This is a genomic window from Micromonospora sp. U56 (assembly GCF_018070095.1).
Taxonomy (GTDB): domain Bacteria; phylum Actinomycetota; class Actinomycetes; order Mycobacteriales; family Micromonosporaceae; genus Micromonospora; species Micromonospora purpureochromogenes.
This window is the reverse complement of the sequence record NZ_JAGPYL010000200.1, coordinates 1-7,010: the sequence shown is the minus strand read 5'-3', so window position 1 is coordinate 7,010 and position 7,010 is coordinate 1. Positions and strand designations below refer to the sequence as shown.

Annotated in this window: 7 protein-coding genes; 1 reads left to right on the top strand and 6 read right to left on the bottom strand. The window is 70.9% G+C overall.

Translation table 11 applies throughout. The annotated features are described in order from the left end of the window. The 6 genes from KBX37_RS32895 to KBX37_RS32870 all read right to left on the bottom strand — a co-directional run. Nucleotides 1–660: LacI family DNA-binding transcriptional regulator (locus KBX37_RS32895; protein ID WP_210779727.1), on the bottom strand; the 660-nt coding region annotated here is incomplete at its 3' end. 87 nt (nt 661–747) lie between these two features. Then, complete coding sequence (locus KBX37_RS32890) at nt 748–2,181, bottom strand: GH1 family beta-glucosidase (protein WP_210779726.1); 1,434 nt, start codon at nt 2,179–2,181, stop codon at nt 748–750. Then, nucleotides 2,178–3,020, bottom strand: coding sequence for a carbohydrate ABC transporter permease (locus KBX37_RS32885; protein WP_210779725.1), 843 nt, complete (start codon nt 3,018–3,020; stop codon nt 2,178–2,180). Before KBX37_RS32885 ends, KBX37_RS32890 begins: the two co-directional genes overlap by 4 nt. 11 nt (nt 3,021–3,031) lie before the next feature. Further along, nucleotides 3,032–4,000 (bottom strand): carbohydrate ABC transporter permease, encoded by a 969-nt coding sequence (locus KBX37_RS32880; protein WP_210779724.1) that lies wholly within the window; start codon nt 3,998–4,000, stop codon nt 3,032–3,034. A gap of 113 nt (nt 4,001–4,113) precedes the next feature. Next, nucleotides 4,114–5,412 carry an ABC transporter substrate-binding protein gene (locus KBX37_RS32875; RefSeq protein ID WP_210779723.1) on the bottom strand — a complete coding sequence of 433 codons (1,299 nt, stop codon included), beginning with the start codon at nt 5,410–5,412 and terminating at the stop codon, nt 4,114–4,116. Between the two features lie 215 nt (nt 5,413–5,627). Next, nucleotides 5,628–6,173 carry a plasmid pRiA4b ORF-3 family protein gene (locus KBX37_RS32870; RefSeq protein WP_210779722.1) on the bottom strand — a complete coding sequence of 182 codons (546 nt, stop codon included), beginning with the start codon at nt 6,171–6,173 and terminating at the stop codon, nt 5,628–5,630. Nucleotides 6,174–6,323: 150 nt separating this feature from the next. On the opposite strand from KBX37_RS32870, the gene KBX37_RS32865 reads away from it, so the two are divergent. After that, on the top strand, nt 6,324–7,010 hold a 687-nt coding region (locus KBX37_RS32865; protein WP_210779721.1), incomplete at its 3' end, for a pyrimidine reductase family protein.

Sequence of the window (7,010 nt, the reverse complement as noted above, 5' to 3'; positions counted from 1 at the left end):
GGCGTCCCGGTAGCCGGCGAGACGGGCCAGGCCGGCGCCCATGTCCTGCGGGCCGGCGATGGTGGCGATCCGCCGTCGGCCCCGCTGGGCCAGGTGCTCCACCGCCTGCCGCGCGCCGCCGACGTTGTCCACGTCGACGAACCAGGACGGCCGCGCCCCGGGCTGGAGCATCCGCGCGGGCCGGCCGCCGAGCACGGTCGGCAGGTCACGCTCCTCCAGCAGCGTGGGCAACGGGTCGGAGTCGTGCAGCGACAGCAGCAGCACCCCGTCCACGTGCTGGTTGGTCAGGTGGTGCTCGACCCGTTCCCGCTCGATCGGGGACTGCACCATGGCCAGCCAGAGCTGCAGCGGCGTCTCCAGCAGCCCGGAGCTGACGCCCCGGACGATGCCGGCGAAGAACGGCTCGGTGAAGACCCGGTCGCCGGACTCGGAGACCACCAGGGCCACCGAGTCGGTCCGCTGGGTGACCAGCGCCCGGGCGGCCCGGTTCGGCACGTACCCCAGTTCCGCGATGGCCTGCTGGACGGCGGCCCGGGCCTCCGGACTGACCTGCGGCGAGCCGTTGACGACCCGGGAGACCGTGCCGCGCCCGACGCCCGCGCGGGCGGCGACCGCGTCGAGGGTCGGGCGCCCGAGCGACCGGGTGCGCTGCGTTGTCATCGTCTGCTCCTCCGACGTCGGGCGGATCCGCGCCACCCGTGGGGAGCGGGTGGGCGCGGAGCCGCCCGAGAACTGGCTGGCCTTCGCCTATTGTGCGGCCAGACCGTTACGTCGGATCACCTCGGCGTACCACCTGGCGCTGGACTTGGGGATACGGGCCTGGCTGTCGTAGTCGATCCAGACCATCCCGAACCGCTTGGTGTAGCCCCAGGCCCATTCGAAATTATCCATCAGCGACCAGGCGAAGTAGCCGCGCAGGGGCACCCCGGCGTTGATCGCCTCGTGCGCCGCCCGCAGGTGGGCGTCGAAGTACGCCAGCCGGTCGATGTCGTCGACCTGCCCGTCGACGACCGCGTCGACGAAGGCGGAGCCGTTCTCGGTGACGTAGAGCGGCAGGTCGGTGTACTCCTCGTGGACCCGGCGCAGCGTCTCGGTCAGGCCGGGGGCGTCGATCTCCCAGTCCATGTCGGTGACCGGCACGCCCCGGGTGACGAACCGGACGTCCTCGCTGCCCGGCCAGCACGACGGCGCCCGCCAGTACGGCTCCGGCTCGGCGCCCTCGACCGGGGCGGCGACCACGTGCCGGCTGTAGTAGTTGACGCCGACCAGGTCCAGCGGGGTGGAGATGACCGCGAGGTCGCCGTCGCGCACGTGCCCGAAGTCGGTGACCTCGCGCAGGTCGGCGGCGAGGTCGGTCGGGTACGACCCGCGCAGCACCGGGTCGAGGAAGAACCGGTTGGCCAGCGCGTCGATCCGCCGGGCCGCGTCGACGTCGGCGGGCGCGTCGCTGGCCGGGGTGACCGGGTAGAGGTTGACGGTGATGCCGAGCTGGGCCTGCGGCCGGGACGCCCGCAGCGCCTGCACCGCCAGCCCGTGGCCGAGCATCAGGTGGTGCCCGGCGCGGACGGCGTCCGCCCCGTCGGAGCGGCCGGGCGCGTGCACGCCCGAGCCGTAGCCGAGGAACGCCGAGCACCAGGGCTCGTTCAGCGTCGTCCAGTACGTCACCCGGTCGCCGAGGGCGTCCGCGACGAGCTGGGTGTAGTCGGCGAACCGGCCGGCGGTGTCCCGGGCCGGCCAGCCGCCGGCGTCCTCCAGCGGCTGGGGCAGGTCCCAGTGGTAGAGGGTCAGCCAGGGCTCGATGCCGTGCCCCAGCAGCTCGTCGACGAGCCGCCGGTAGAAGTCCAGGCCCTCGGCGTTGGCCGGGCCCGAGCCGCCCGGCTGCACCCGCGGCCAGGACACCGAGAACCGGTACGACTTCAGGCCCAGCTCGGCCATCAGCCGGACGTCCGACGGCATCCGGTGGTAGTGGTCGCAGGCCACGTCACCGGTGTGCCCGGCGACCACCCGCCCCTCGGTGTGGCTGAACGTGTCCCAGATCGACGGGCTCCGGCCACCCTCGGTGGCCGCCCCCTCGATCTGGTACGCGGCGGTCGCCGCGCCCCACAGGAAGCCGGGCGGGAAGGTCAGTTCCGGCCCCTGGTCGAGTACGCCGACTGCGGGCGGGTGGTCTGGGTTGCTCACGACTTGACGGCACCTTCCATGATCCCGCCAATGATCTGGCGGCCGAACAGGGCGAACACGAGCACCAACGGCACGGTACCGATGGCGGTCGCGGCGAACACCTGCGAGTAGTCGGTGTAGTAGGCGTACGAGAGGAACGCCAGGGACACCTGCAGGGTCGGATTCTCCGGGGTGAGCACGGCGTACGGCCACAGGTAGGAGTTCCAGGTCTCCATGAAGGTGAGCAGGCCGAGCACGGCCGCGGCCGGGCGCAGCGCGGGCAGCACGATGTTCCAGTAGATCCGGAAGGTGCTGGCCCCGTCGACCCGGCCCGCCTCGATCAGCTCGTCGGAGATGGCCTGGGTGGCGTACTGCCGCATCATGAACACGCCGAAGGCGCTGACCAGGAAGGGCACGGTCACCGCGTAGAGGGTGTCGTACCAGCCGAGGTCCTGGATCATGCCCCAGAGCGGGATGAGGCCCAGCTGGGTCGGGATCATCATGGTCACGATGATCGACAGCAGCAGGATGTTGCGGCCCCGGAAGCGCAGCTTGGCGAAGGCGAAGCCGGCCAGCGACCCGGTGATCACCACCGAGACGGTCACCACGCCGGACACGATCACCGAGTTGAGCAGGCCGGTGAGGAAGTTCGCGGCGTCGTTGGCGAGCACCCGGTCGAAGTTGTCGCCGAACGCGCCGCCCGGGGTGACCGGCGGCGGCACGTCGTTGATCGAGTCCAGGCTGCGGGTGGCGATGACGACCATGTAGTAGAAGGGGTAGATCGAGAAGAGCACCGCCAGCACGAGGGCGACGTACATCAGCGGGCTGGTGCGCCAGAGGCGCTGGGACGCGGAGTTCACTCGGTCGCTCCTCACTTGACCGTACGGCGGACGAGCAGGAAGTTGACCAGCGAGACCAGGGCGATCATCACGAACATCGCCCAGGCCACGGCGGCGCCGTACCCGGCGGTGTTCAGGTTCTCGATACCCAGTTCGTACATGTACATGGCCAGGGTCTGGAACTCGCGCTGGTCGCCGCCGATGATGTTGCCGTTGGCGAAGACGAGCGGCTCGGTGAAGAGCTGGAGCCCGCCGATGGTGGAGAGGGTGACCACGAAGACGAAGGTCGGCGTGAGCATCGGCAGGGTGATCCGCCAGAACTGCTTCCACTGGTTGGCGCCGTCGATGGCCGCCGCCTCGTAGAGGTCCTTGGGGATGGCCTGCATGCCGGCCAGCAGGATGAGCGTGTTGTAGCCGGTCCACCGCCAGTTGACCATGGAGGCGATGGCGGTCCAGGAGCTCCACCGCTGCGCGTCCCAGTCCACCGCATCGATCCCGACCAGGCCGAGCACCCAGTTGATCAGGCCGAAGTCGCGCTGGAAGAGCATGCCGAAGACGATCGCCACGGCGGCGACCGACACCACGTTCGGCATGAAGATGGCCATCCGGAAGAACGTCCGGGCGCGCAGGAACGTGCGGTTGAGCAGGGTCGCCAGGAAGAGCGCGAGCAGCAGCTGCGGGATCGTCGAGAGCAGGAAGATGCCGAAGGTGTTGACCGTGGCGTTCCAGAAGTACTCGTCGGTGAACAGCCGGGTGTAGTTGTCCACGCCGATGAAGCTGTGCTCGCCGATCAGGTTCCAGTCGTGCAGCGACATCCAGGCCGTACGCAGCATCGGGTAGAACCCGAAGATGCCGAAGATCACGAAGAACGGGGCGACGTAGAGGTACGGGGAGAGCTTGAGGTCGAGGCGGTTGAGCGAGAGTGCCCGGCTGCGGCGCCGGGTGGGCGGCGGTGGCGACGCCGTGGGTGACGGCGGCGCGGTCGTGGCCGACAGGCTCATGCGGGATCCTTTCCCGGCGCCGGCGGGGCCGGTGAGGCGGGCGGTACGTACAACGGGACGCGGCCGGTGGCGCCCGGGAGACCCGGACGCCACCCGCCGTGGTGGGTCAGTGCTCAGAAGGCGCCCTGGGTCTTGGCGTCCTTGACGTACTGCTCCCAGGCCTTGTCCTTGGTCGACTGCCCGCTCTCGTACGACCGCAGCGCCGGCTCGAAGGCGTTCTCCTTCACGGCCTGGTGCTTCGGACCGAGGTGCAGCGGCTGGATCTTGGAGACGCTGTCACCGAAGATCTTGCCGGTCGGGGCGTTGTTGAAGTACTCGTTGGTGTAGGCGAGGAACTCCGGGTTCTTCAGCGCCTCGAGGTTGGTCGGCAGCGGGCCCTTGGCCTTGAAGGCCGCCACCTGGCTCTGCGCGTTGGTCAGGTACTCGGCGAGCTTCGCCGCCTCCTTGGGGTGCTTGCTCTGGGTCGGCACGGCGAGCCAGGAGCCGCCCCAGTTGCCCGCGCCGCCGGGGACCGGCGCCACGTCCCACTTGCCCTTGTTCTCCGGGCCGGAGTTCTCCTGCACGATGCCGAGCATCCAGGACGGGCAGAAGGTCGCGGCGAAGGTGCCCTGCTTGAAGCCGGCCGACCACTCCGGCGACCAGGTGGCCGTCTCGGCGGTGATGTTGGCGTCGGCCATCGCGATCGCGGTGTCCCAGGCGCTCTTCACCGAGGCGCTGCTGTCGGCGACGACGTTGTCGTCCTTGTCGTAGAACAGGTCGCCGCCCTGCTGGAACATCACCGCGCTGGAGGCGGTGGTCACCGAGTCGAGCATGCCCTTGCCGGTGGCTGCCCGGTACTTCTTGCCGGTCTCGATGAAGGCGTTCCAGTCCGGCCAGAGGGCTGCGACCTGGTCCCGCTCGACGGGGAGCTTGGCGGCCTGGAAGAGGTCGCGCCGGTAGCAGACGGCGAGGCTGCCGACGTCGGTGGGCAGGCCGATCAGCCGGCCGTCCGGCGCCTTGCCCAGCTCCCACTTCCAGGGCAGGTACTCGCTGCTGTGGTCCTTGGCGACCAGCTTGCCGAGGTCGGCCCAGTTCGCCGGGTTCGCCTTGAACTCGTTGAGGATGCCCTCCTCCAGGGCGACCACGTCGGCGGCGCCCTTGCCGGTGGCCAGCGCCCGGACGATCTTCGGCCGGTACTCGTTGAGCTGCGCGGTCTTGCGCAGCTCGACCTTGATGCCGGTGTCCTTCTCGTACTGCTTGACGATCTCGTCGTAGCCGAATTCGCCGAAGGTGTCCACGACCAGCTTGGCGGGCTTCCCGCCGGACGCCGTGGCGTCGTCGTCGTCCTTGCCGCAGGCCGCGAGACCGCCGAGTGCGGTGACCGCGGCCAGGGCGGCGGCCGCGAGGCGGGTACGCCGCGTGGTGACGCTCATCCTGACCCCTCTTTCAGTGGTGAGGCTGGGTTTGGGTGTGGTGGGGGGTGATCTGCGCGCTCCCGGCCGGGCGGTGTTCGTGGTGATCTGCGCCACGTCCTGGGAACGCTCCCATGAGATTGCCGGGACGTGTCAGAGGTGTCAATAGACCAATGGGAGCGTTCCCAGATCGTTACGGCCGACGCCCTCGACCGGTCCTCAGCGGACGGAGGGGATCAGCAGAGGTGACGCAGCAGCGTGCTGGCCCGCCCCGGGTCGAACCGGGCGGGATCGAAGCCGCCGCCCGCCCATTCCCGCATCGCCGCGTGCTCCCGGTGCCGCGGGTCGGCGAGCGCGGCGAGCAGAAGCAGGTAGCCGGACGGACCGCCGACGTCCTCCGGCGGGCAGGCGCGCTCGCCGTCCAGGCAGGACGGGTACCGCTCCTCCGGGTCGGCGGTGAAGGCGTCCTCCACCACCAGGTCGTGCTCCCACCAGTCGCCGAAGTCGTAGGTGTAGCGGAACCTGCTGCCCTTGCCGAGGACCGCGTCGAGCCGGACGTCCAGCTCGTCGCGGAGCGGCAGCTCACCGTCCGGGTCCGGCTCGCCGTACTGCACCCCGTCGATCTCGAACGAGTGCAGGTGGCAGTCGCGCCAGCCCATCGCGTGCTGCACCACCCGGTGCAGCCGGTCGAGGGTGTAACCACCGGGCACCAGCACCCGCCGCCAGACCGGCGGCCGGACCCCGGCGAGGGACATCTTCAGCTGGAAGATCTGACGTGGCATGCTGCCCCCTCCTCCCACCGCATAGGCTGCCGACATGATCTGCCGAGCCTGCCGGGAGCGGCGGCACGACGACTGTCCCGGCCGGAAGTGGTGCGACTGCCAGCACCGTACCCCCGGACCCATCCCTCCGGTCACCGGTCCGGCCGGCGAATGACCGTCGGAATCCCGATCCGCCGGATCTGGCCGACGCCGGCCACCCCGCCCCTGGACGACACCGAGCTGACCGCGCTCTACGGTCGCGCCGACCGCCCGCACCTGCGGGTCAACTTCGTGGCCAGCCTCGACGGCGCGGTCACCCTGGACGGCTACTCCGCCGGGCTCTCCGGCGGGCCCGACAAGCGGGTCTTCGGGCTGCTCCGGATGCTCTGCGACGGGCTGCTGGTGGCCGCCGGCACGCTGCGGCACGAGGGCTACCGCGCAGTGCGGCTGAGCGAGCCGCGCCGGGCCTGGCGGCGCGAGCGGGGGCTGCCCGAATACCCCACCCTGGTGGTCGTCTCCGGATCGCTGGACCTCGACCCGGCACAGGCCGCGTTCGCCGACGCGCCGGTGCGACCCGTCGTGCTGACCCACGCCGGCGCCGCGCCGCCCCCCGGGCTGACCGACGTCGCCGAGCTGGTCCGCTGCGGCGACGAGCGGGTGGACGTCGCCACCGGCCTGGCCGAGCTGCGCCGGCGGGGGCTGGACCAGGTGCTCTGCGAGGGCGGCCCGCACCTGTTCGGCGCGCTCACCGCCGCCGACCTGGTCGACGAGCTCTGCCTGACCGTCGCCCCGCTGCTCGCCGGGGCGGGCCCCGGCCGGATCACCGCCGGCGTCCCGGGCGTGGCGCAGCATCAGCAC

Bases quoted from the DNA above. Each gene is read 5' to 3' on its own strand.
- KBX37_RS32880 (WP_210779724.1), bottom strand. From the start codon at position 4,000: ATGAGCCTGTCGGCCACGACCGCGCCGCCGTCACCCACGGCGTCGCCA.
- KBX37_RS32875 (WP_210779723.1), bottom strand. From the start codon at position 5,412: ATGAGCGTCACCACGCGGCGTACCCGCCTCGCGGCCGCCGCCCTGGCC.
- KBX37_RS32870 (WP_210779722.1), bottom strand. From the start codon at position 6,173: ATGCCACGTCAGATCTTCCAGCTGAAGATGTCCCTCGCCGGGGTCCGG.